Annotated in this window: 13 protein-coding genes and 2 CRISPR repeat arrays (1 of these 15 cut by a window edge); of the genes, 3 read left to right on the top strand and 10 right to left on the bottom strand. The window is 68.4% G+C overall.

Annotated features, from left to right (window positions below):
* Window positions 1-765: direct repeats of the CRISPR family, unit length 30 nt; unit sequence GTTGGTACCCCTCGCAGGGGCGATGAGGAC; it reaches 1,067 nt to the left of the window's first position.
* A gap of 542 nt (window positions 766-1,307) precedes the next feature.
* From EMA09_RS08200 to EMA09_RS08160, 10 genes are all read right to left on the bottom strand, one after another.
* On the bottom strand, window positions 1,308-1,568 hold the full coding sequence (locus tag EMA09_RS08200) for a hypothetical protein (RefSeq protein WP_129840330.1): 261 nt from the start codon (window positions 1,566-1,568) through the stop codon (window positions 1,308-1,310).
* Window positions 1,569-1,599: 31 nt separating this feature from the next.
* Window positions 1,600-3,750 carry a CRISPR-associated helicase Cas3' gene (gene cas3, locus EMA09_RS08195; protein ID WP_129840328.1) on the bottom strand — a complete coding sequence of 717 codons (2,151 nt, stop codon included), beginning with the start codon at window positions 3,748-3,750 and terminating at the stop codon, window positions 1,600-1,602.
* Window positions 3,751-3,758: 8 nt separating this feature from the next.
* The gene (gene cas5 / locus EMA09_RS08190) at window positions 3,759-4,415 is read right to left on the bottom strand and encodes a CRISPR-associated protein Cas5 (protein WP_129840326.1); all 657 of its coding nucleotides are present in this window, start codon (window positions 4,413-4,415) and stop codon (window positions 3,759-3,761) included.
* An 83-nt stretch (window positions 4,416-4,498) separates the two neighbouring features.
* Window positions 4,499-5,554 (bottom strand): type I-B CRISPR-associated protein Cas7/Cst2/DevR, encoded by a 1,056-nt coding sequence (gene cas7i, locus EMA09_RS08185; protein WP_129840324.1) that lies wholly within the window; start codon window positions 5,552-5,554, stop codon window positions 4,499-4,501.
* On the bottom strand, window positions 5,551-6,963 hold the full coding sequence (locus EMA09_RS08180) for a hypothetical protein (protein WP_129840323.1): 1,413 nt from the start codon (window positions 6,961-6,963) through the stop codon (window positions 5,551-5,553). The genes cas7i and EMA09_RS08180 overlap by 4 nt, the downstream gene beginning before the upstream one ends.
* Before the next feature lie 79 nt (window positions 6,964-7,042).
* Complete coding sequence (locus tag EMA09_RS08175) at window positions 7,043-7,606, bottom strand: CRISPR-associated endoribonuclease Cas6 (RefSeq protein ID WP_206305922.1); 564 nt, start codon at window positions 7,604-7,606, stop codon at window positions 7,043-7,045.
* Between the two features lie 735 nt (window positions 7,607-8,341).
* A CRISPR array of direct repeats spans window positions 8,342-9,173; the repeat unit is 30 nt; unit sequence GTTGGTACCCCTCGTAGGGGCGATGACGAC.
* A 706-nt stretch (window positions 9,174-9,879) separates the two neighbouring features.
* Window positions 9,880-12,618 (bottom strand): ATP-binding domain-containing protein, encoded by a 2,739-nt coding sequence (locus EMA09_RS08170; protein WP_240796296.1) that lies wholly within the window; start codon window positions 12,616-12,618, stop codon window positions 9,880-9,882.
* Window positions 12,587-13,285 (bottom strand): hypothetical protein, encoded by a 699-nt coding sequence (locus tag EMA09_RS28880; protein ID WP_240796295.1) that lies wholly within the window; start codon window positions 13,283-13,285, stop codon window positions 12,587-12,589. Before EMA09_RS28880 ends, EMA09_RS08170 begins: the two co-directional genes overlap by 32 nt.
* A 93-nt stretch (window positions 13,286-13,378) precedes the next feature.
* Window positions 13,379-13,753: a hypothetical protein gene (locus EMA09_RS08165; protein WP_129840319.1), complete on the bottom strand. Its 375-nt coding sequence runs from the start codon at window positions 13,751-13,753 to the stop codon at window positions 13,379-13,381.
* Window positions 13,750-16,209 carry an AAA family ATPase gene (locus EMA09_RS08160; RefSeq protein WP_129840317.1) on the bottom strand — a complete coding sequence of 820 codons (2,460 nt, stop codon included), beginning with the start codon at window positions 16,207-16,209 and terminating at the stop codon, window positions 13,750-13,752. The genes EMA09_RS08165 and EMA09_RS08160 overlap by 4 nt, the downstream gene beginning before the upstream one ends.
* Before the next feature lie 376 nt (window positions 16,210-16,585).
* Between EMA09_RS08160 and EMA09_RS08155 the strand changes: the two genes are divergently transcribed.
* The 3 genes from EMA09_RS08155 to EMA09_RS08145 all read left to right on the top strand — a co-directional run bounded on the left by EMA09_RS08155 (window position 16,586) and on the right by EMA09_RS08145 (window position 22,130).
* Window positions 16,586-18,787 (top strand): N-6 DNA methylase, encoded by a 2,202-nt coding sequence (locus tag EMA09_RS08155; protein ID WP_129843905.1) that lies wholly within the window; start codon window positions 16,586-16,588, stop codon window positions 18,785-18,787.
* Between the two features lie 89 nt (window positions 18,788-18,876).
* A complete protein-coding gene (locus EMA09_RS08150) occupies window positions 18,877-20,886 on the top strand; it encodes a class I SAM-dependent DNA methyltransferase (RefSeq protein ID WP_129840314.1) in 2,010 nt (669 codons plus the stop codon).
* Window positions 20,883-22,130 (top strand): restriction endonuclease subunit S, encoded by a 1,248-nt coding sequence (locus EMA09_RS08145; RefSeq protein WP_129840313.1) that lies wholly within the window; start codon window positions 20,883-20,885, stop codon window positions 22,128-22,130. The genes EMA09_RS08150 and EMA09_RS08145 overlap by 4 nt, the downstream gene beginning before the upstream one ends.
* Window positions 22,131-22,132: the final 2 nt, after the last annotated feature.

Here is a 22,132-nt window from a genome sequence, read left to right as displayed (position 1 = left end):
GTTGGTACCCCTCGCAGGGGCGATGAGGACCGGGCGTGCCGCTCGGCATCGACCTCGACGGCACCATCACGTTGGTACCCCTCGCAGGGGCGATGAGGACCGCTCGCACGCTGGCCGACCTCGGTGTCCTGACCGCGTTGGTACCCCTCGCAGGGGCGATGAGGACGCCATGACCGGGGGGCGTCGAGCCCGGCAGGTCTGCCGTTGGTACCCCTCGCAGGGGCGATGAGGACGCGCGACAGCGGAGTCACCTGCGCACCACCCGGCAGGTTGGTACCCCTCGCAGGGGCGATGAGGACGATGTTCAGTTCCTTGGCGAGGAGCTTGATGTTGCGGTTGGTACCCCTCGCAGGGGCGATGAGGACCCGCCATCACCCCGGGCAGCCTGACCGCGTTCGTGTTGGTACCCCTCGCAGGGGCGATGAGGACGAAGGCCGAGCGGAAGGCCCGCGCCCAGGCGAAGGCGTTGGTACCCCTCGCAGGGGCGATGAGGACCCGGGGTGGACGCCCCGGCGCCGTCGGCTGCCTCGATGCGTTGGTACCCCTCGCAGGGGCGATGAGGACCGCGGCGCCCCGAGCCGTGCGGCGGTCACCTCGTCCTGTTGGTACCCCTCGCAGGGGCGATGAGGACCCGGCACTGGCTCGGCGGGCGGGATCGGGTCGGCCTGTTGGTACCCCTCGCAGGGGCGATGAGGACCTCCGGCAGCTCGCCGAGATCCCCCTGCTGCTCCTCGAGTTGGTACCCCTCGCAGGGGCGATGAGGACCCCAGAGTAAAGACGCAGGTGAGGCCGGGTAGAGGCCGCTGCGTGTGAAGGCGTTTTGCAGCGGACCTCCGGTCGTGTCGTTAGACCCGGGGTGTTGCTGAAAACGTGAAGGGCCGCACTCTTCGATGATCTCATTTGAGCACAGGTGGAGCAGCAGCCGTTTCTCGTCTCAGAGTGGGGCGTTACGAAGTGACCTTGGGAGTCAGCCTCCGACCTCCTTTGCCATGTCGCTGCGTCTTGAAGTCACCAGGGTTCTTGAGGTGGCACAGTAGGTGTGCTTCTGCCGCTGGAGGCGAATGGGGAACTCGCAGTCGAAGGCCGATCTACATGCCACGATCCGCCAGGACCACCGTGAGATATGAGGACCGTGGGCTACGTCCAGGGCTGGCGCCACCCGACTGAGTTGGTACCCCTCGTAGACGCCCACCGCCGCCTGGCTCACCACGCCCTGCCGGATCCGCCGCAAGGACGATAGAGCCCGAGCTGATGGGGGCAGTGGTGCAGGTGCTCGATGCGAACGCCGCCGACGTCGTCCCGGTTGATCACAGCACCTCGCCCAGCTCGTAGGCGCCCGCAGGTGCGTGGTGGATTTTCTGCAGGCCGAGCTGTTCGTCGTAGACGCCGTCGATGACTCGGACGTGCAGGTTCTTGTCCCATTGGGAGAGCTTGGAAGCCCAGTGGGGCACGGGAAGCAGGTACTGCTCGGCGAGGAGTCTGCCGGATCGCTTGTTCTCCACGGCGTCCAGGGCTTTCTCGTACTTATGGAGGTCCTGCCGGAGGACGGCCTCGGTGCCCTCGAACATCGCGTCGAAGTCCTCGGCGAGTGTCGAGCGGTCATCGAAGGGCTGGGAGAAACGGAGGAAGGCACGTTCGAAGCGCCGCTGATGGTCTTCGACCTCTGACCGCCAAAACTTGCCCCACGGGCTGTCGTAGATGTGGTCCAGCCAAGTGGTCGCGGTGTTCTCGTCGATGATCTGCCCGTCGTGGCGGACGAGGATCTCCCACGCCAGTTCGGTGGGCGGAGGGATAGATCCCGTCGGCCCAGAGCGTTTCCCCGACTCCTCGCCGTGTGGTGTAGGCGGGGCGGTGGACGATGACGGGGGCTGGTGAGCGGAGGGCGTAGCGGTTGACGCGGCCGAAGCGTTGAAGGAGGGCTTCGAGGTCCGCGCCCGAGGTGTGGCAGGTGTCGAAGTCGAGGTCGAGGGACACCTCGACGGCCTGGGTGCCGATGAGCAGTCCGGGACGACGTTCGGCATCCTTGCCGAAGCGGTCCTGGATGCTTTGCTCGATCGTGTCGCGGTCCATGCGGCGGAAGCGAGAGTGCAGCAGGAGCGCCGAATCGTCGCCGTGCAGTTGGCTGCAGAGGGGGGCGAGCGCTCGGTGGAGGGAGATGGCGTCGCGGACGTTGTTGGCGACGACCAGGACCGACTTACCCGCGGCTAGCTCTGCCCCGATCTCGCTGATGGACGCCCCGTCGGTCAGGTGGGATCGGCGGGTGTGCAGCAGGTGACGGGCGGGCGCCGGAACGTCGGCGGGTGGCTCGACCGGGACGACACCTTTCGCGGGCGTCTGGAGCGTGTCGGTGACGAGCTGCGCCAGTACGGCCGGGAGAGTGGCTGACATGACCGCGACCCGGCCGCCCAGGTCCCGCCAGAAGCGCATCATCGCGAGGATCATGCCGAGGCGCCGGGTGTCGTAGGCGTGCAGCTCGTCGAGTACGAAGACCGAGTTCGCGCTGTCGGCCAGCACGCTGGAATGGACGGGTCCGGCGAGCGCGCCGCGGAGCAACTGGTACGGCGTCCCGACACGAAGCAGTTCGCGGAAGTTCCTCGTGGCCTTCGCCCGCGATCGCGCCTTGGAAGTGGCCGCGCCCAGCCGGCCGGCTTCGTCTGTGAGCGGGACGTCATCGGTGCAGTCGTCGGAGAGGGAGCGCGTGAGGTGGTAGGAGGCAGCCCGGGAGTGAGCGACACCGATGCTGTCGTGGGCGTTGAGCTCGTCGCCGAGCCGTCTCACCATCGCGTTGATGCTGGCCAGATAGGGGAGCAGGTAGAAGACGCGGGATGTTCCGCCGGTGGTGCGGGAGAGGGTGTCGATCTGTCGAGATGCCCACAGCAGAGCGGCTTCGGTCTTACCGCTGCCGGTCCAAGAGCGCAGCAGGAGGTGGCCGTCGGCTCTCGCCGCGTCGTTCTGTTGCGGGCGTAGGGGGTGGCCTTCCACGGCAAGCCGCTTGGAGAGCGTGGCGGGGTAGGCGGGGGTGAGGGGGTGCTGGGTGTCCAGGGAAGCGTGTGCGGAGGAGAGGTGATCGGCCATGGTGACGACGCCCAGCAGGAGGATGGCCGTGCGGCCGTCTGGGTCGCTGACGCGTAGCGGTGTGCTCCACCGGTCGTAAACCTCCTGGAACAGCCGGTGTGCCTGCGCCGCCAGCTCGTCAGGGCTGATGTCGGGGGAGACCAGGTCGTCGATGCCGGGCAGGTCGTGCTGACGGACGGTGGTGCGAAGCCAGATGATGAGTTCGGTAAGCCGTGCCTGGTCGGTCGGGGTGAACCTGGACAGGAAGTCGGCGGCTTCGTCGTCCCCGTACAGGTTGAAGATCGGGGTCTTGGCGGGGATGCGGTCGAGCCCGCAGGTGAAGGAGCGGTGATGCGCGGCGACGATGCTGCCCACCCACAGTCGGTCTCGGGGGGACAGCCGTGTCAGGAGGCCCTCGACGAACCCCAGCGAGAGGACCTCATGGCGTTCGCCCCAGGGCTTGGCGGGGTCGGTGGTGTTGCCGACCATGCGTTGGAAGCCGGCCGGGACCTTGCCGGTGTCATGGAAGAGTGCGGCCAGGGCGGCCCAAGTCCAGAATTCAGCGGGGACGCCTGGGATGTCACCTATCCGGGCACGGATGGCGTCGAGCGCGGTGAGGGTGTTCAGCAGGTGGCTCGTGAGCAGCTCGCCGGGGCGGCCGCCCTTGGTGGCGCTTTTGGCACGCAGTTCCTTCATGGCGAGGTTCAGGCTTCCGCCGGAGTCGTATTGAGTTGATGCGGGTGTACGGGAGGCAGTAGCGCGACGGCTTGGTCGTCCTCGGTGACGAAGCCGGTGTCGATGCGCGTGGATGAGCCGGAGGCCGCGTAGTGGTAGCTGTCCCACCTGACACGCTGCCGGTCCAGGGACACGGCCGTCGTCAGCCGCATCTGTGTGCCGGTGGCACCCTTGACGTCCTGCGGAACCACCGCGTGGCCCTGCACGCCTACCGAAGTCCGTAGGCTCACGTGCTTGGCTGTGACGGTGACCAGGTCCTGGCTGCGGCCCAGTTTCATGGGCCAGACGGGGCGGCGGATCGCGCGTTGCCAGGGCTCGAGGTCGTCGAGCAGCCACACACGGAGCGTGATGAGCGCCAGGAAGTCGCGGTCCTTGATGGTGATGGGTGCACCGGGGGCGCTGAGTGGATGAAAGGTCTCCAGGTCCGTGCCCGAGCCGACCGCCCGGAATGCCATCCCGAACCGAGTACCTGCTGGAACCCGGTCCCAGCCTCCGGCGGCGGCAGCTAGCATGCCGCCCACCGTGGACGGGGGAGGGCAAGGCAACCCGACCTGCATCCCGGCGTAGAGCGGGTTGCGGAAGCTGACGACAGGAGCCGTGACGGTCAGTTCGAGTGCCTGACTCATGGCGTGTGTCACCTCAAGACTGCGTGTGATGGCGGACGTCGCGATGGTGGTGCTCCCCGGGGCGGGACGATGAGCCTGTACGCCTACGCGGACGGATCCTCAAACCAGGCGTCGAGGGTGCCCGCCTCGAATTCGGCGGCGAGGGTGTTCAGCATGGTGCGGGGGTGGTCGACGGTCACCTTGTTGGCCTTGATCAGAGGTTCGAGATCGCTCTTGGCCGTCTCCCGCTGGCTCCCCAGGAAGCCGGGAGCCCAGCCGATGCGCACGGGGCCGTCCAGCTCGTCCTCCCACGCCTTGATCTCCTCGCGAAGGACATCGGCGTCGAAGTAAGTGGCCCGCTGACGTTCGCGCACCACGCGGGTGAACGGATTGGTGCCACCCCTCAGCGGTGCGAGGATCAGCAGTCCCGGAGTGCGGTCACCGTAGTGGGCGGACCATTTCGCGCCTCCCTTGACCATCGCCATGGTGCGGAGCAGCACCGCGACACGTCGCCGGCGTTCGACGACCGGCAGGCGAACGCACTCGACGCCTCGCAGAAGCACCTCGCTGCCGCCGTCCTTGAGTACCGCATCGGCCACCGTCTTCGGCAGGGCCGGCTTGGTCGTCCTGCCGCCCACCTCGAACGTCCCGACCCGCGGAAGGTCCAGCAGGAGGTCACCCGCCAGATTGGCGGTGTACATCTCGTGCTCATGGATCACCGGGTGCGTGTCGGGCTCGAAGTCGCGGCTCATGGTGCCGAAGTCCATGACAGGCTTGTTCGGCACGACGGCCACCAGGGTGCCGGTTGCCAGCACCGTGTCCCGCATGAACGTCCCCGACTCCTCACGCTTGCCGTCCACGGTGCCGGCCTTGACCGCGATCATGTATCCGAACAGATCGTCGTCCATGTAGCGGTCGGGCCTGCCGTGCGTGTAGGCCTGCTGCTTCTTCCCCTCACCGGTGCGGACGACCGGAGAGGTCGGCTCCTCCGCCGGCAGACTGTCCCGCAGCCAACGTCGACTGGCCTGCGCAGACACATACGGGTAGGTGTCACGCCCCGCCGTGAACTGCTTGACCATGCCCCGGTTCTCTTCGCCCCGCCCGTTGTTCGGTGCACCGGCCTTGATCTGCAGAACGCTCTGCCCCACCAGAAACGTCATGACGTCGCATCCTCCTCGCTGTCAGCGGCCACTGCCTTCGCCGCTTCCTCGACTTCCTGAATCTCTTCCTTCGAGCCCTTCGGCTGCCAACCGGCTTCGCCGAGGGCCTCGATCACGGCGAACACCAACAGCCGCCGATACGACCAGGAGCGCTCGTCCTCGAACAGCAGTCGGTAATGCCGGACGGGCAGCAGGGTCGGCGCGGCATCCTTCGGCCGGGGGTAGAGCAGCCAGTCCACCGACTTCATGCGGAACCAGGCGTGCAGGTTGCCGCCCCTGGTGTTGGCGCGGATGAAGTCCCGGAACGGACCCGGCCGGTCGTCCTGTCCCAGAAGCCCGGCGACACGTCGCGCCAGGGCCTTGATCTGCTCGATGTCCTTGTCGTCCATCGTCAGCACCTTTCGGCAGTAGGAGTCGATGAGAGGACCCAGCGCTTGCACGTCGTCCGGGATGCACACCGACGCGGAGATCCGCGAGAGCAGATGGCCGACGGCGAAGTCCAGCACCTGGGCCGGCCGACTGAACGCCCGTTTGGCGAGGAACGCCTCGCCCGGCACCTGCTTCGTCCCCTGGGTCATCGCCAGCCTCTGGTAGGCGGCCTCTGACCGCCTGGTGGACCGCAACCACTCGGCGACCGGTTGCCCCATCTCCTGCGTAGCGAGCAGCTGCTCCTTGTTGGAGTTGGAGAGGACCATCAGCTCCACCGGCGCCGAGATGCGGTGGGTGTAGGCCCGCACTGCGGTCAACACCGCCAACTCACGCGCGTAGGGAACGGGTTTTTTCCCCTTTGGCATGGCCACGGTTGCCGCCCGAAGGGTCCGGTCCACCGCCTGCCGTGTCGTGCGTGCGAGGAAGGTGTCGTCCCACGAGTGCACCAGGGCGGCACGACCACCCGACAAAGTCGCCCCGTAGGGAAAGGCCCACAAGCTTGCCACACAGGGGTAGCACAATGGAGTGCCCTCATGTCCCCTCGCTGTGGTGTTCCGGTGGGCGACACTGGCCCCGAGCGGGATGTCCACCTTGCCGAACCACGTGTACGCCCCACGCCCGCAGTAGGCGCACGGCGCGTCCAGACGGTCAGCGGGTCCAGGCTCGGCTCGCCACTCGCGAATCGCGTCGCGCCGCTCGGCCGGAGACTGCTTCTTCCGGGCGGTCGGGTTGATCTTCGAATTGGGCCAAAGCATGTAACTGGCGCTGAGCCAGAAGCCGCCGGGCTCGTCGGCCTTGGTCACCTCGCTGGTGACCAGCAGATCGCCGGTCATACGGTTGACGGTTTCCAGGAAGGTGTCCGACGTCAGTTCGTCTGGATGGTCGACGTCGGCCAGCGCGGCGAGCGCGAACGCCCCCGCTCGTTGCAGTGGGCTCGAGGTCAGCACCACTGACCATTCCGTCTCCTGCTTGTCAGCCATCACCTGCCGTCCTTCCTCCAGGCAGTTGGTCGCTTGCGGATCGAACACGGATACCGGGGCGGTAGCGCTACGGGCAACGTCATGCTCCGATCCAGCCCATGCCGGCGGCGTTCGCCTGACCGAGCCCCCAGGAGTGGATCGCCGAGAGCGTTTCCGGCGCACCGGACAACGCCACCTCGACGCATGCGCCGGGCTTCTTGCCCCCTGGCCCCGACGCGCTGGCCACGCTGAACGACCGCTTCGGGCCGACCCAGCGCACTTCGTCGAGGCTCACATCGGGATCGAGACCGAGGGTCTCGGCCTTCCGTCGCAGGTTGGCCTGCATATACACGTCCCATTCCGGCTCACCAGGCAGACACCAGGCCTGGCGCCGTACCCGTGTACCCGAGTCGTCCCTGCCGGAGGACTTCATCACCACGGGAGTCACCGTGCGGAACGTGGCTCGTCCGGAGGTGAAGGGCGGGGCCTCGACGGCCACGACTCGGTCGATGAACAGCGCCGTCGCTCCCCACCCGATGACCGGTATCTCGCGGAGCGCCGCTGCCCACCCCTCTACGACGGACGGCAGTGGGCTCCCCAGCTCGATGACGCCCGGCCCGTCCGAGGCATACACCCCGCGCTGGCGCCTGGCCTTCGGGAACATGGGCGCGCTGTACCCGAAAGGGACCATACCGTGAGGTCCCCAGCCGGACGTGTGCAGCTGGGAGCCCAACGCCGGCGCTCCGCGTTCCAGCAACCCGTACGAGAAGGCGCGCCCCGGAGCGAGCACATCGTCCCACTCCAACCTCCGTGCCTTCGTGTGCACTTCGAGACGCAGCCGCATGGCACATCCCCGCCCTGAATCCTGAAGTCCCCGCCCACCAGCACGCACGGCTCCGGGCCTGATTGTCAGTGGCCCCTGCCACAGTGGCCCTGGCCGAGGGGACCGTAGCAGACCCATGCTTCGCAGCACAAGCGGTACACAGCAGATAAGTAGCAACGACAGGCACGCAGAAGCTTGGGAGGGGTGGCTTGTCGGCCTATCCTCATCTGTGTCATCGCCCCAGCGTTCGCGGACGTGACGGCTGTGCAGGGGTCGCAACTTGCTTCTTACCTGCTAAGTGGTGGTCGCAAGTTGGCATCATCGCCCCTCAGAGGGGCAACGTTTGGCCCGATGGAGCGGTGAGACTGGCTCTGGCTGGCCTCGCCGCCTCATCAACGGTGAGTGCACTTGCGCTGCTCTCAGTTTGCGGATCCGGCGACCATCGTGCGGCGGCTATGTAGCGGTGGTTGCATCCGGGCGGCGATGGCGTCGTCGATCATCGGCGCGGAACTCGTTCCCTATACGGAGACGATGAGGCCCCGGCCGCCGACCCGCCCGGTGGCTCTGCTGCCGTCTGTTGGTACCCCTTGTAGGGGCGATGACGACTACGGGCCTGCCCCGTCTGCTCCCGCGCCCGCACCACGTTGGTACCCCTCGTAGGGGCGATGACGACGGGCGCGGTACAGCCCCACCGCCGACCGGTGGACGATGTTGGTACCCCTCGTAGGGGCGATGACGACCCGCCCTGCCAGACCTACAGCGCCGGCGGGCGACGGTTGGTACCCCTCGTAGGGGCGATGACGACGACCCGAGGCGCCGCGCGGCTCATCGGCCGAGTGGAGTTGGTACCCCTCGTAGGGGCGATGACGACGTGGAGATCAGCGCGCGCGATGGCCTCGGCGCGCTCCGTTGGTACCCCTCGTAGGGGCGATGACGACCTGCTCCGACAGCCACGCGGCGCACCGCTCCTGCTCGGGTTGGTACCCCTCGTAGGGGCGATGACGACCCCGTCGTCGTAGAGGTGGTGGCCTCCCGGCCCCTCCGTTGGTACCCCTCGTAGGGGCGATGACGACGGCATCAGCGCCATGCTCGCGCAGCTCGTCGAAGAGTTGGTACCCCTCGTAGGGGCGATGACGACTACTGCGGGAACTCCGCGAGGAGACCGGCATCACGCCGTTGGTACCCCTCGTAGGGGCGATGACGACCCTCGACCACGAGGCACGGATCGTGGAAGTCGCCGTCATGTTGGTACCCCTCGTAGGGGCGATGACGACGATATTGGCCATGGCCACGGTGCCGATGAGACCGGACTGTTGGTACCCCTCGTAGGGGCGATGACGACCCCTCGCGGGACGGCCTCGGCCCGGTGTGCCGCCGCGTTGGTACCCCTCGTAGGGGCGATGACGACCCCAGAGTAAAGCCACAGGTCAGGATGGCTGGTGGCCGCTGGGTGCGAGGGTGTTTTGCAGCGGACCTTCGGTCGTGTCGTCGGACCCGGGGTGTCGCTGAAGTTGTGGAGGGTCGCACCCGACTGATCATGTCATCCCGGCCTGAGTTCGCGCGGTGCTGAAGAGAAGGTGTCTTCGTGTTCGAGGGCGCGGGGTGAGTGACTAAGTGAGTGACAACGGGCGTGGAGCGCCGCGGATCGTGGTGTACGTCAGGGGACGTTCGTGCAGGTCAGTGGGCCGATGTGGGCTGCTCTGGCGGGGGCTGGATTGCATGGCATGCAAGAGGTCAGGAGTTCAATTCTCCTTAGCTCCACAGGTCAGAGGCCCTCTCCCGCAAGGGAGGGGGCCTCTGCGTGACTAACTGAGTGACTGACGTCCGTGCCTCGGAGTCGAACTGTCCTCCACATCTCCTCGCCACCCGACTCGCCGCGCAGGTACAGGGGTGCGCTTGGTCCGTCCCGGTCGATTCAGCTTCGGAAGATGCGGTCCATGGTCAGGGCTCCTGGAGTGGCCCACGAGTCGGGCGTTCTCCTCGACGGGGACGTCGTGGTCGGACAGCGGGTGTCAGGACGGCTCGACCTCAACCCCAACGCGATTCCGCCTGTGCCTGCTTCGCCTGCTGGAGCAGGCGAAGCAGGCAACTGAATGACGACTATTGGTGATTACTCACCCGGAGGAGCCAAAGGCGCCGCCCGCCTCCTCACCGCCCCAGCCGGTCGGACTGCGCCAGATGACATTGACACCGAAGACGTCGCGAATCGTGTCCGCAGACCATTCTTCGGCAGGTGGATCGGCGAGGACCAGGTAGAGACCGTCGGCCGGTGCGGGCAGAGTGTGGTTGATCTCGAGCAGACGGGTCGCGCCCGATCGCAGGTCCGTATAGGTCGAGCAGCCTGCACCCAGGGCCTCGTAGAGGAAGTGGCCGTACTGGGTGACGCAGCTGACGTCGACGACCGGTGAGTCAGTCGGCTGGAGGTCCGCCCAGAGAAGAGCCGCCTTCAGCGCATGGCGGACCGCCTCGTGCTTCTTGCATGTACGGTCGGCTCCGGCAGCCGCTTCCAGCGCGCGGAGGAGACCGACCTTCGTGGTTTCGTCCGGTGTTGCGGCGGTGGTCTCCGCGGTGGTCATCCGCTCTTCTTCCTCCTGATCGGGTTGCGTCGGGGCGACGGGGGCCGCGTCGTCGAAGTCCGGCTCCGTCGCCGTGCCGAAGCGCTCCCGCAGATCCCGCCGTGCTGCTGCGAGGGGTCCGGCCCAGCCGGAAGCAGCCAGTCTCTCCGCGAGCCGGCCTGCGTCGAAAGTGCCCCCCTTGAGTGCGCGGTTGGCGGATGCGGCGAGGTCACGAAGGGCTGCGAGCCGTTCCCTGTCCGGATCGCCGAGCAGGTGGAGAATGTCGACCCAGTCCGCCTGGTCCCTTCGGAGGACGCGGTTGGCCATGCCCTGGAGTTCGGAGAGGCGGCTGCGGGCGTCGGGGACGTCGCGGTCGCTACCGGCCAGTTCCCCGAGGATGTCCAGTGCCGCGAGGTAGCGCCCCGCCATCCGCTCCGAAACGGGTGACCGACCGCGCTGGTCGGCGGTGAGCACTGTCTGGGTCGTCTCGTTCACGAACACCCAGCAGTCCAGCTTCTCGCCCCGCCGTGGGGGCGCCGATCCGTGGCGGACAGTGAGGACGAGCGGCCGGTCGATCACCGGCGACAGCGCCCTGACCTTGTAGCGACCGCCCGGAGCCCGGTCCACCACCTCGACCCGCACGTCGGTGCCGACCAGAGGGAGCCTCTCGGCCCCGTCGCTCTCCGGAAGGGCGTCGGACACTGATGGCGTCTGGGCGTCCCCGGTACCCGTGAGTGCTTCCGGCAGCGCGGCGGTGTGCAGGACGGTCAGGCTCTGGGTGCTGCGGGTGAGGGCCACGTACAACTGGCGCAGCCCGGCGGGACCGCGGTCGGCGATCGTGGCGGGCTCGACGACCAGGACGTGGTCGTACTCCATCCCCTTGGCCTGGGCGGCGGCCAGCACGGACACCGCCTCGCGGTCCCGCTCGGCAATGTCGTCGCCCTCGTGGATCCGCCGGCTGATGGCGTCCAGCCAGTCCGAGTCGTCGGGGACGACGACCGCCACGGAGCGGGGAGTGCTGCCGTCATTGGTGCGCGCGAGTCGTGCCACGTGGGCGACGGTGTCGTCGAGCAGCTTCCACGGTTCGGTCGCCACGGTCCGTACGGCGTCCGTTCCTGCCTCACGGACAGCCTGCGGGTACGGCAGGGACGGGGCGATCGCACGGGCCAGGGGAGCGACGAACTCCATGATCTCGGCGGGGACGCGGTAGCTGCTGTCGAGCCGGGCGACGCTCCAGTCTCCGTGGTCGGAGAGGAGCGCGCCGAGCAGGTCCCAGCTCGTCGGGACATGGGCGCCCGTCGCCTGCGCGAGGTCGCCCAGGACGGTCATGGAGCCGCCCGCAGCGCAGCGGCGCCGCAGCGAGCGGGCCTGCATGGGCGTGAGGTCCTGAGCCTCGTCGACGACGATGTGGCCGTATCTCGGTGGCGTGTCGCCGCTGATCAGCACTCCGAGCTCTTCGAGGCAGACGTGGTCCTCGAGGGTCCACGGGTCGGCGTCGGCGCTGGCGGCACGGGCTCGCAGCAGGGCCGTCTGCTCCGTCTCGTCGAGGATGCCGTCGGCGCAGTCCCGCAGGAGGTCGGCCGAGTCGTAGAGGCTGCGCAGGGCCTCCCGGGGTCCGGGGGACGGCCAGACACGTTCGACGAGGCGCTCGACCCGGCGGTTGCGCTCCAGGTCGCGGCGGATCGTGCCGGTGTGCCCGCGGCGCGGTGCGATGTCGGCGAGCTCTCGAAGGAGCCGGTCGACGAAGAGGCCGCGGAAACGGTCGCGCCGCTCTCGAAAGGGCCCGTCGCCTGCGTGGGCCTGGTCCAGGAGGGCGAGGACCCCGGACTTCGGCACGCGCAGGGCCGTACTGCCGGCGGTGACGACGATCCCGGGTTCGTCACCCTTGAACGAGGGAACGGCGGTGAGGGAGTCGAGGGCCTGGGGGCGGTAGTCGCTCTCGACGCGGCGTCGCAGAACGGCCGCCATGCGTTCGTCCGACTTCACGAGCCGCGCCTTCGGCGAGTCGGTGCCGAGGATCTCACCCTCCCAGAGGCGGTCCAGCTGGACGGCGTTGACGTCCCGGGTGCCGAGGGTGGGAAGGACCTGTCCGACGTAGTCGAGGAACCGCTGGTGGGGGCCGATGACGAGGATGTCCCGGGCCTTGAAGTGCTCGTTGTTGACGAGCCAGGTCACCCGGTGGAGGCCGACCGCCGACTTGCCGGTTCCGGGGCCGCCCTGCACGACGAGGATGTCCGAGGGCGAGCCGGTGACCAGCTCCATCTGGTCACGGCGGATGGTCTCGACGATGTCCCGCATCCGGCCGCCACGCGACCGCTGGAGTTCCCGCAGCAGGAATTCGTCCGGCTGGAGCCCCTTCCGCCGCTGCTGGCGTACGACGTCGCCGGGCGTGGGGACCGGCGCACGCTCTGGGGCCCCGGGACGCCTCCGTCTCTTCGGCCACGCTGTCGTCGGTGGCTGCACGAGGTTCCGGTACGGCGGCGAGTTCTGGCTCGGACACGACCGAGGGCGCGGGAACGGACGCCGATGAGGAGATCTCGTCGAAGTAGCTTTCGACGACCTGCCGCACGCAGCGGAGCTGCCGGCGCAGGACCACCTCGCCCGGATCCTCCGGCCGGGCCTCGATCCACTTCTTCGCCATGGGACTGGTCCACAGCAGGACCACCGGTTCGTGCGAAGCATCGTGCACGCCGCGGCGACCGATGTACCAGGGGCGGGGTTCTCCTCCTGCGTCTTCCGGCGCGTCGACACGGGCGAAGACCAGCGCTTCGTCGCCGAGTCCTCCGTATGCCTCCGCACGAGTTTCCACCTCGGCCCGGATGGCGATTCCGTCCTTGCCGCTCGCCGAGGCGGTGGCGGCCGATGTGCCGTTCAGTTCGGCCAGTTTCGCGGTGTAGCAGTCATACGCGTGGTCCACCGCCCGCTGCTCGCCGGCGAGGATCTCGTCCCGAGTGGTGCTGCTCATGTGCGTCCTCCCTGCGGTGCCGGGGAACACCGCCACGGGCATGCGCCCGTACCCCGCTGAAACAACTATCAGAACCCGGACGATGGCGAACAGTCACAGGACCAGTTCTCGGACGAGGCCGTGGGCCTCGACCCGCCAGGCCCGCACCTGGTCGTACGTGGGCCCGAGCTCGTACAGGTGGTAATGGCAACCCAGGCTGAGCTGGGACCAGAGGGCCTTCGCGCGTCGCGCCGTCTCCGCGGGTGCGACGGAGTGCAGGAGGAGCAGCTTGGCGCGTCCCGTGGTGCGGGGCAGGCTGGGCATCGCGGTCTCCACTGCCCGGTCGACGCAGAGTTCCAGTGCGGTCCGCAGTGCGAGGCAGGCGCCGCGGTGCCTGCCGGCGGTGGTGGCGTGGGCGAGTTCGCCGCTGAAGAGGCGGTCGGCCGTGAGCAGCAGACCTTCGACGGAAGCAGGGGAAGGGGCGGTCACGCGGTCACCTCCGGCTTGCGGATGTGCTGCGCCAGGTTCTCGATGTCCGTGACGAAGCGGTGGGGGCTGGGGATCGAGGCGCCGTCGGGGTGGGCACCCTTCTGGCACGTCCGGATCAGCGGCCACGCCTGGTCCCCGTAGCGGCGGCGCACCTCCTCCTTGACGTCATTGCCACGCTTCACGTCGCCGAAGAGGGCGAGGGCCGCGAGCTCCTGGAACCTCCCCGCGCTGTCGATGGCGGCCTGGAGGTCGTGTTCCGATCCGCCGGTGCGGTGGTGGCGGATCCATGCGGCTTCCAGGAAGGCGTTCTCCAGGGCCATGCGGCACAGACCGGGCAGCACGTGGCTGTACATCTCGGAGGGAAGGCCCCGGGTGGCGGCGAAGGCCCGGGCGTCACCGATGGCCTGTGCGATCGGGTCGTGGACGCGGTCGATCCGCACCCGGGACTTCTCGCCACGAGTGACCTGGAAGACCGTGACCGGCAGCTCCTGGTCGGTGAACGCCTTCTGCAGACGGGGGTCGTGGGTGAAGACGACGACCTGCCGGTGCCTGCCGATCTCGTGCAGCACCTGGGCGAGTCCGTGCACCTTGGTCGGGTCCATGGACTGCACGGGGTCGTCGATGACAAGGAAGCCGAACGGGCTGTCCGCGGTCGTGGCCCTCGGCAGGAAGAGGGAGAGCGCGAGGGAGTGCAGCTCCCCCTGGCTCATGACGTCGAGCGCCGGGGCGTCCTGGCCGTCGACGGAGGCCGCCATGACGAGCTTGCGGACGTTCGCCTTCTCGCTTCCCTTCAGGCTCACGGCCGTGAGGTCGACGTTGCTCTCCTGCCGCAGGCGCTCCCAGATGCCCTGCGTGGCGTCGGTGAAGCTCTCCATGCGCTGCTCCCGCAGCTCGGTGGAGAGGTCCTTGAGCCACTTCACCGCCTTCCGGAGGTCGCGCAGCAAAGGCTTGTCCCGCTCGGTCTTGCGTGCCTTGTCCGCCCAGGCGGCGAGCCGGACGACGAGCGCGCGCCACCGCTCGTCACGCTCCTCCAGTTCACGGGCCGCGTGCCTCCTGACGGTGTCGCAGGCGTCGGCGAGGACCGTGGCGGCCTCTTCGGCGCTCCGGGCGAGCTCGGCGGGGTCGGTGATCTGCCGGCAGTCGGTCCACGCCTTCCACGGGCCGGTCAGGGCGGCGGGGATCCGCTTCGGGTTCTCGATGAGGTTCTGGAGGTTCCGCTTACTCGCCCCGACGGCGGCGTGCGCGTCCTCGGCGGTCTTCGCCTCACGGCGCAGCTCCGCCACCTGCCGGGCGGTACGGTCGCGCCACTTCCGTCCGAGGACCCGTTCCGTTCCGCACGCCGGACAGGCGTCGTCGTCGGGGTGCCGTTCGGCGTGGGCGAGGGCCTTCTCCAGCAGGTCGGCGCGCAGCCGGGCGTTCTCGGCGTCGGTGCCGTGGAGGTTCCCCACGTCGGCGAGGGCGATCCGCAGCCGCTGGACGGCCTCCCCGACCTCTGCCAGGTCGGGCCCGTGTGCCCCGGCCTCGATCTGCAGTTCGGCGAGCCGGCTGTCGTCGGCCGGGGGGAGACCGGCGACGAGCGCGTCGATGGTGTCCAGGTCCGGGGCGCCCGAGGCGTCCACGGCGAGCAGGGCCTGTACGGCGCGGTCGTCGTCCTCCAGCGTGTAGAGGGCGTCCTTCAGGACGGGCAGGGCATCCCTCGTCTCCTTCGCGGTGGTGGCGAGGGCCTTCTCCCGCGCGCTCAGCCCGTTGGCCGCGGTGGAGAGCAGGTCCATGCCGAGGATGGTGGCGATCGCGTCGTACCGCTCGGACGGCTTGCCGTTGAGCATGAGGTCGAGGTCGGTGTACGAGAGGAACGGCCGGTGGTCGGCGATGGCGGTGTCCCAGCCGGCCTCGGCCAGGGGGACGGCTCCGTGGCCCGGGCGCTTGATGGCGGCCTCGGAGCTGCCGAACTCCTCGCTCGTCCAGGTGCGGGTGAGGGTGCTGTTGCCGGTGTCGCCCTCGATCGCGAGCTTGAGTTCGATCCTGGGGTTTTCGGCGTTGTGGAGGTTGGCCCAGTGGCCACCACGCGTGGCGTTCTGGCCCGGCCGGTGGGCCCGGGTGCCGGTGAAGCCGACCTCGATGGCGTCGGCGAGGCTGGACTTGCCGGAACCGTTGCGGCCCACGACGAGGTTCACACCGGGACGGGGGCTGAGATTCAGCCGGGCGCGGGGGCCGATGCCACGGAAGCCGTTGATGGTGAGGGAGTCGAGGTAGACGCGCCCGACCGGAGAGATCCCACGGGTCTCACTCTCGCCCAGCGCCTCCTTCAGAAGCGCCTTCACGGACTCGGTGAGTGCTGCCTCGCCCAGACGGGTCCGCACCAGATCGGCCAGGTGCGCGGGCTGGTCGGCGGAATCCGGCCGAGTGGGGTCGACGGGGTCGTCCGCATTCCGCTGGGGCTGTTCCGTCACTGTCATGTCCTGTCTCCTGGAGGCCGGATGCTGATGCGGAGGATGGGGCGGACACCGGCACGCGGTCGGTGCGGATGGTGTCCCGGCGTTCGCGTCGGGGTGGTGGTGGGGCGGCGTGGAGGGGGCATGTGCGGCGGGTGGCGACTTCGGTGCGTGACGCGGTACGGCGACAGGGCGCTCCACAGCACGGTCGCGAGTCAGCGTCACGCTTCCGCTTGGAACCATGACTAGATAAGCATGACACTGAAAGCATCGTCAAACGAGCAGGTGAGCTTGACGACCGTTGTAATGTGTTAGCTGTCCCCGTCCAACTGGCCCGAGAGGTGCGGAGCCCCACGCCATGCCCCAGCAGCCCCCCGCCCGACCGGCGCCCTCCGCGCACGTGACGGCCGCCGAGATCTCCCGTATCGCGGGGGTCACGCGCGCCACCGTCAGCAACTGGCGCCGCCGCCACGACGACTTCCCGGCTCCCAGCGCAGGCACGGAATCCAGTCCGCTCTACGACCTGCCGGCCGTCCAGGCATGGCTGCGGGGACGCGGGCACACCTCCATCGCCTCGCCGACCGAGGAATTGCGTACAGCGCTCCGGCTGCTGGGTCCCGGCTCGGGAGTGGCCGCGCGTCAGTTCCCGCTGGTGGCTGCCGCGTCCCGCCGCACGCCGGAGGAACTGGCCGAACTCGCCGCGATGTCCGACGACCAGTTGACCGCCCGAGCGGAGAAGATTGCGGGCGAGTCTCCGGCCGCCGTGCCCGGGGCCGAGCCGGTCCACTACGGTCCGGGCGACGCGGACGTGGTCCGCGCGCTGCTCGGTTGTGTCCGTGAGGCGGGGCCACAGGCCGCCGTCGACGTCCTCGCCGAACGGGAACTGGACGAGGGTGCCGCCAGCGGCGTCTACCAGACCCCGGAGGGCCTGGCCCTGCTCATGGCACGGCTCCTGCCCACCGGCGTGTCCCGTGTCCTCGATCCCGCCTGCGGCAGCGGCATGCTCCTGGCTGTCGCCGCCCAGCAGGGCGCGCGGGAGCTGTTCGGGCAGGACTCGCTCCCCGTCCAGGGCCGGCGCACCGCGGTCCGGCTGCTGCTCGCCGCACCCGAGGCCGAGACGGCGATCCGCGTCGGCGACAGCCTGCGCGATGACGCCTTCCCTGACGTCACCGTGGACGCCGTCCTGTGCAACCCGCCGTTCGCCGACCGGGACTGGGGCCACGACGAGCTGGCCTACGACCCGAGGTGGGCGTACGGACTTCCGCCGCGCTTCGAGTCGGAACTGGCCTGGGTGCAGCACGCCCTCGCGCACCTGGAACCCGGCGGCCACGCGATCATGCTGCTGCCGCCCGCACTCGCCTTCCGCGCCTCCGGCCGACGCGTCCGCGCGGAACTCATCCGCGGCGGGGCACTGCGCGCCGTCGTGTCCCTTCCTGCGCGTGCCGCGTATCCGCTCCACATCGGCTTGCAGATCTGGATGTTCCAACGCCCCGAACCAGGCGGTACGGACCGTACGACGGTGCTGTTCATCGATGGGGAGGGCGAGCAGCGGGACAGCGCCCCGGGCACGGCGTCCGCCACTGACACAGCCACGGCCGACGCCGGCACCCGTGGCGGCTCACGGACCCGCCGTTCCGGCTCGTCCGCTTCCGCCGCCGCCTCCTTCGACTGGGCGGAGCTGACCGACCGGATCCTCGGCCAGTGGACCGCGTTCACCACCGCACCCGACACCTACGTCGACGAGCCCGGTGTCGCCCGCGCGGTACCGATTGTCGACCTTCTCGACGATGTCGTCGACGTCACCCCGGCCCGCCATGTCCGGGCGGTCGCGGCCGATATCGACCCGGCCGCCCTGTCCTGCCGCGTTGACGACCTGCATGAGCAACTGGCCGAACAGGTCGCCGCGCTGGCGGCCTCCTCCGCCTCCGCCGGGTGGCAGCCGTCCGGGGCCTCCGCCCGCGAGTGGCGTACGGCGACCGTCTCCGACCTGGCACGTGGCGGAGCCCTGACCGTCCTGCGGGCGGCGACGCCCGGCACGCGAGGCTCCAAGGGTTCCGGTGCCGCCGCCGTGGAGCGGCCGGTGCTCGCCGCCCGCGACATTGCGGCGGGAGATCCGCCGTCCGGCACTGCTGACGACATGCAAGCGGATGCCGCGCGAACCGTAGCCACCGGGGACGTCCTCGTACGCGCCGTCGCGGGCGGCGGCGACGCAGCCGCGATGACCCGGGTGGCGGACGACCGGGACGCCGGAGCCCTCCTGGGTCAGCACATCCACCTCCTGCGCCCCGACCCCGCCCGCCTCGACCCGTGGTTCCTGGCCGGGTTCCTCGGCGCCGAGGACAACATCGCTTCCGCGTCGACCGGCAGCAGCCACGTGCACGTCACTCCGGGCCGCCTGCGCGTACCACTGCTGCCCCTGGAGGAACAGCGGCACTACGGGGAGGCCTTCCGCCGCGTGCACGAGCTGCGCGCGACCGTCCGCCGGACCGCCGACCTCGCCGCCGACACCGCGGCCACCCTCACCACCGGCCTGACCGCCGGCGTACTCCTGCCACCGGACCCCCTGGATACGTCGGGCGCCCCGGGCAGTCGTTCCGTCTGAAACGCCCCACGCGTCCCACCGCAACGACCACACTGGATCCCAGCCGTCCCGCATTCGGGCGGTGCTCTTCGGAAGGAAGCCGGGACCTCTTGAACAGCAGTAAGCACACGGAGTTGGCGAACCACGCCTGGTCCGTCGCCGATCTCCTGCGCGGCGACTACAAGCAGTCCGACTACGGCAAGGTCATCCTGCCGTTCACGGTGCTGCGCCGCCTGGAATGCGTCCTGGAGCCGACGCGCGAGAAGGTCGTCGAGACCGTCGCCAGGTTCGCGGGCCAGGACATCGACACCGGCCACTTCCTGCGCAGGGCTTCGGGCCACTCCTTCTACAACATGAGCGACCTCACGCTGCGGAAGATCGCGGCCGACCCGCAGAACGCCGCGAAGAACCTGCAGATCTACGTCGGCGCCTTCTCCGACAACGCCCGCGAGGTCCTCGACAAGTACGAGTTCGACCAGCAGGTCAGGAAGCTCGACGGCGCGAATCTGCTCTACCAGGTCATCGGCAGGTTCACCGACCTCGACCTGCACCCCGACGTTGTGCCCAACCACAACATGGGTTACATCTTCGAGGAGTTGATCCGCCGCTTCGCCGAGCAGTCGAACGAGACCGCGGGTGAGCACTTCACCCCGCGCGAGGTCATCAAGCTGATGGTCAACCTGCTGGTGGCACCCGACGCGGACGCCCTCACCGTGCCGGGTGTCGTGCGCACGGTCATGGATCCGGCCTGCGGCACGGGCGGCATGCTCAGCGCCGCCGACGACCGCATCAAGGCCCTCAACCCGGACGCGACCGTCGAGGTGTACGGGCAGGAACTCAACCCCGAGTCCTGGGCGATCTGCCGGTCCGACCTCATGATCAAGGGCCAGGACCCGGAGAACATCCGCTTCGGCAACTCCTTCTCCGACGACGGCCACGCCCGCCGCAAGTTCGACTATATCCTCGCCAACCCGCCGTTCGGCGTGGAGTGGAAGAAGGTCAAGGACGAGGTCGAGTACGAGCACAAGTCGCTCGGCGACGCCGGCCGCTTCGGCGCGGGCCTGCCGCGTATCAACGACGGTTCGCTGCTCTTCCTCCAGCACATGATCTCGAAGATGAAGCCGGTGGACGTGAACGGCGGGGGCGGCTCCCGCATCGCCATCGTCTTCAACGGCTCCCCGCTGTTCACAGGCGCGGCCGAGTCCGGCGAGTCCAACATCCGCCGCTGGATCCTGGAGAACGACTGGCTGGAGGCGATCGTCGCCCTACCCGACCAGCTCTTCTACAACACCGGCATCTCGACGTACTTCTGGATTCTGACGAACCGCAAGGACAAGGACCACAAGGGCAAGGTCGTCCTGCTGGACGCGCGCGACCAGTGGGTGAAGATGCGCAAGTCGCTCGGCGACAAGCGCAAGGAGCTGGGCGACGGGACGAACGGCCGCCCCGATCACATCGGCGACATCACCCGGCTGTACGCGGAGGCGTTGCAGGTTGCGGGTGACGCGGACCACCCGCTGCACGGCAAGGTCAAGGTCTTCGCCAACGAGGACTTCGGTTACCAGCGCATCACCGTGGAGCGGCCGTTGAAGCTTCGCTTCGAGGTGACGGAGGAGACGTTGACGGCGCTGGCGGAGGCCAAGCCAGTGGCGAGGCTGGAACGAAGCGAGGAGTTCGTCACGGCGGTCCGCACGCTGCTCGGCTCGTCTTGGCCGACGAAATCCGAGGCGTTCATCGCCCTCAAGGACGCGGTGGTCGCGGCCGGGCTGACGTGGCCGTCGGGAGCGCCGTTCGCGAAGGCGGTACGGGAGGCGGTTGGGGCACGGGACCCGGAGGGCGAGGTTCAGAAGGTCAAGGGCGCGCCGGAGCCGGACACGGACCTGCGGGACTACGAGAACGTTCCGCTGGGGGAGGACGTCGAGGAGTACCTCAAGCGGGAGGTGCTGCCGCACGTGCCGGACGCGTGGATCGACCACACGAAGACGAAGATCGGCTACGAGATCCCGTTCACGCGGCACTTCTACGTGTACAAGCCGCCGAGGCCGCTGGCGGAGATCGACGCGGAGTTGAAGTCACTGGAGGCGGAGATTCAGGCGCTGTTGGGCGAGGTGACCGAGTGACGACCGTACGGCTTCGCCACTTGGCGCAGGTCAACCCGCTCACCCTCGCGTTCGATCGTCTTGCCGACGAGGACGAGCTGACTTTCCTTCCGATGGAAGCCGTCTGGCCCGGCAACCGCCTTGACATCACACGACGCCGTCCCAAAGCATCGGTCGCTACGGGCTACACGCGGTTTCAAGACGGCGACGTGTTGGTCCCGAAGATCACGCCGACATTCGAGGCAGGCCGCGCTGTACTGATCGGCCGACTCCTCGGCGGGGTGGGTGCGGGCACGACCGAGCTGCACGTCGTGCGGCCCGGGCCGCACATCGACCCCAGGTTTCTCCTATACGTCGTCAACACACACAGGTTCCTCAAGCTCGGTGAGGCTGAGATGTACGGCGTAGCGGGGCAGCAGCGGGTGCCTGACAGCTTTCTGCGCGATCTCCCAGTGGAGCTTCCCTCTCTGAAGCAACAGCGCCGCATCGCCGACTTCCTCGACGCCGAGACCGCCCGTATCGACCAGCTAGCGTTGAAGCGCCGCCAGATGCGGAGTTTGCTGGCACTCAAGAGGGAACGGGTCATTGAGTCGACGCTGGGCCTTGAGCGTGCGCAGACGACTGATACTTTGGTACCTCTGAAGTATCTGGTGGCCGATGTCACCGTTGGAATCGTCATCACTCCAGCCAAGTGGTATGTAGAAGCGGGTGGGACTCCCGCGCTACGGGGCCTGAACGTCAAGCCTGGTTTCATCAGTACCAGCGACCTCGTGCAAATCAGTGCTGAAGGGCATGCTGAGAACCGCAAGTCTCGAATCAATGCCGGCGACGTTGTCGTTGTGCGCACGGGCCAGGCAGGTGCAGCAGCTGTGGTACCAGCGGAGTTGGACGGGGCGAATTGCATCGACCTCATCGTTGTGCGGCCCGGCAAGAAGCTCGCATCGAGGTACTTGCAATATGTCTTGAATTCTGGCTATGCCAGTGCACGGGTTACGGAGCACTCTGTCGGCAGTATCCAAGCGCATTTCAATGTGAGTGCCATGAAGCAAATCCCAATCCCCTCTATTCCCCGCGCAGAGCAGGACAAGATTGTTCACCTGCTTGACGTCAGGGTCGGAGCTTTGGACCTGCTGCATCGCAAACTGGATCGCCAGGAGCAGCTCCTCGCCGAACGCCGCCAAGCCCTCATCACCGCCGCTGTAACCGGCCAGTTCGACATTTCCACCGCCAGCGGGCGCAACGTAACGGACGGAGTCACCGCGTAGCC

It is taken from the genome of Streptomyces sp. RFCAC02 (assembly GCF_004193175.1).
Taxonomy (GTDB): domain Bacteria; phylum Actinomycetota; class Actinomycetes; order Streptomycetales; family Streptomycetaceae; genus Streptomyces.
The sequence above is the reverse complement of the archived record's forward strand: the minus strand, read 5'-3'. Positions and strand labels throughout refer to the sequence as shown.

Excerpts from the sequence above, each read along its gene's own strand:
- EMA09_RS08180 (WP_129840323.1), bottom strand. The coding sequence starts at position 6,963 with ATGGCTGACAAGCAGGAGACGGAATGGTCAGTGGTGCTGACCTCGAGC.
- EMA09_RS08160 (WP_129840317.1), bottom strand. The coding sequence starts at position 16,209 with ATGACAGTGACGGAACAGCCCCAGCGGAATGCGGACGACCCCGTCGAC.
- cas3 (WP_129840328.1), bottom strand. The coding sequence starts at position 3,750 with ATGAAGGAACTGCGTGCCAAAAGCGCCACCAAGGGCGGCCGCCCCGGC.
- EMA09_RS08175 (WP_206305922.1), bottom strand. The coding sequence starts at position 7,606 with ATGTTCCCGAAGGCCAGGCGCCAGCGCGGGGTGTATGCCTCGGACGGG.
- EMA09_RS08170 (WP_240796296.1), bottom strand. The coding sequence starts at position 12,618 with ATGCGGGACATCGTCGAGACCATCCGCCGTGACCAGATGGAGCTGGTC.
- cas7i (WP_129840324.1), bottom strand. The coding sequence starts at position 5,554 with ATGACGTTTCTGGTGGGGCAGAGCGTTCTGCAGATCAAGGCCGGTGCA.
- cas5 (WP_129840326.1), bottom strand. The coding sequence starts at position 4,415 with ATGAGTCAGGCACTCGAACTGACCGTCACGGCTCCTGTCGTCAGCTTC.
- EMA09_RS08200 (WP_129840330.1), bottom strand. The coding sequence starts at position 1,568 with ATGTTCGAGGGCACCGAGGCCGTCCTCCGGCAGGACCTCCATAAGTAC.
- EMA09_RS28880 (WP_240796295.1), bottom strand. The coding sequence starts at position 13,285 with ATGAGCAGCACCACTCGGGACGAGATCCTCGCCGGCGAGCAGCGGGCG.